Source organism: Ruminococcus callidus ATCC 27760, from assembly GCF_000468015.1.
GTDB lineage: Bacteria > Bacillota > Clostridia > Oscillospirales > Ruminococcaceae > Ruminococcus_C > Ruminococcus_C callidus.
The window spans coordinates 736-2,767 of the sequence record NZ_KI260340.1; the positions used below are offsets into that span (position 1 = coordinate 736).

The following is a 2,032-nucleotide window of genomic DNA, read 5'->3' on the forward strand; positions in this document are numbered from 1 at the left end:
TTGATGAACTGCATACGCAGCCGAACCGAAAGCTGTTTGATGTCATGACCAAAGGTTCCGGTGATGCGAGAATGCAGCCTTTGTATTTTCTCATCACCACGGCTGGGACGGACACGCATTCTATTTGTTATGAAACGCATCAAAAGGCAAAAGATATTTTGGAAAGCAGAAAAATCGATCCAACATTCTATCCTGTGATTTACGGTGCAGATGAATCTGAAGACTGGACTTCTCCAGAAGTTTGGAAAAAAGCAAATCCCTCTCTTGGCATTACTGTCGGAATGGATAAAGTTGAAGCTGCTTGCAATTCTGCCAGACAAAATCCGGGTGAAGAGAACGCATTCCGACAACTGCGTTTGAATCAGTGGGTAAAACAGTCTGTTCGATGGATGCCAATGGAAAAATGGGATGCTTGTAATGCTCCTGTAATTCCAGAATTCCTTCGTGGAAGAATCTGCTACGGTGGACTTGACCTTTCCAGTACTACAGATATTACGGCTTTTGTCCTTGTCTTTCCACCTACTGAGGATGATGAGATATATTCTGTTTTGCCTTACTTCTGGCTCCCTGAAGAAACTCTGCCACTCAGAGTAAGGCGTGACCACGTTCCATATGATGTGTGGGAACGGCAGGGTTACCTGAAAACCACTGAGGGAAATGTGGTTCACTATGGTTTTATCGAAAACTTCATCGAGGAATTGGGGCAGAAATTCCATATCAAAGAAATTGCTTTTGACCGTTGGGGTGCGGTGCAGATGTCGCAAAACTTAGAAGATTTGGGATTTACCTTAGTACAGTTTGGGCAGGGATATAAGGATATGTCACCGCCAACAAAAGAACTAATGAAATTGACATTGGAGAAAAAAATAGCACATGGTGGTCAGCCGGTTCTTCGTTGGATGATGGACAACATCTTCATCAAGCGAGATCCTGCCGGAAATATCAAGCCGGACAAAGAAAAATCCACAGAGAAGATTGACGGTGCGGTTGCCATGATTATGGCTCTTGACCGTGCAATTCGCTGTGGATGTACTGGGGATGAAACAAGTGTTTATGACGAAAGAGATATGTTGATTTTGTAAGGAGTGAGGAATTATGCGTATTTTGAGAGGATTTTTTCGGGGACGAGATCACCCGAAAAACAGCTACGACAGTCCCAGCTACAGTTACTTCTTCGGACGTTCCAATAGTGGTAAGCGAGTCAATGACCGCACCGCTATGCAGCACACGGTGGTGTATGCCTGTGTACGGGTTCTGTCAGAAGCGATTGCCCAGCTGCCATTACACGTTTACCAATATACCGAAAACGGAAAAGAGCGAGTGCCACGGCATCCGCTTTATTTTTTGCTGCATGACCAGCCGAATCCCGAAATGACATCCTTCGTATTCCGGGAAACTTTGATGTCCCATCTGCTGATTTACGGCAATGCCTATGCACAGATTATCCGAAATGGTCGTGGAGATGTATTGGGGCTGTATCCGCTGATGCCGGATAAGGTCAGAGTAGACCGTGATCAGCGAAACCGTCTGGTCTACATCTACAGCCGCTACGATGAAGCCAATCCAAACCTGAAACAGCAGGGCGATATTGTCCTGCAGGCAGAAGATGTGCTGCATATTCCCGGACTTGGGTATGACGGTTTGGTGGGATATTCACCGATTGCTCTTGCAAAGAATGCAATCGGCATTTCCCTTGCCTGTGAAGACTATGGTTCTACCTTTTTCGCCAACGGTGCCAGTCCATCCGGTGTATTGGAACATCCGGGTGTCATTAAAAATCCAGAGCGTGTGCGGGATGCTTGGCAGCGTGCCTACGGCGGTTCCAACTCGCATCATACGGCAATTTTAGAAGAGGGCATGAAGTATACACCGATCTCCATCCCCAACAATGAAGCACAGTTTTTGGAAACCAGAAAGTTTCAGGTTGAGGAAATTGCCCGACTGTATCGAGTGCCGCTCCACATGATCGGTGATTTAGACCATGCCACATTTTCCAATGTGGAACATCTATCATTGGATTTCGTGAAATACA

At 46.1% G+C, this 2,032-nt stretch carries 2 protein-coding genes; both read left to right on the top strand.

Translation table 11 applies throughout. From position 1 onward, the window contains the following. Positions 1-1,082: terminase large subunit (locus RUMCAL_RS04070; RefSeq protein ID WP_021681278.1), on the top strand; the 1,082-nt coding region annotated here is incomplete at its 5' end. A 13-nt stretch (positions 1,083-1,095) separates the two neighbouring features. Further along, on the top strand, positions 1,096-2,032 hold a 937-nt coding region (locus RUMCAL_RS04075), incomplete at its 3' end, for a phage portal protein (protein ID WP_040646910.1).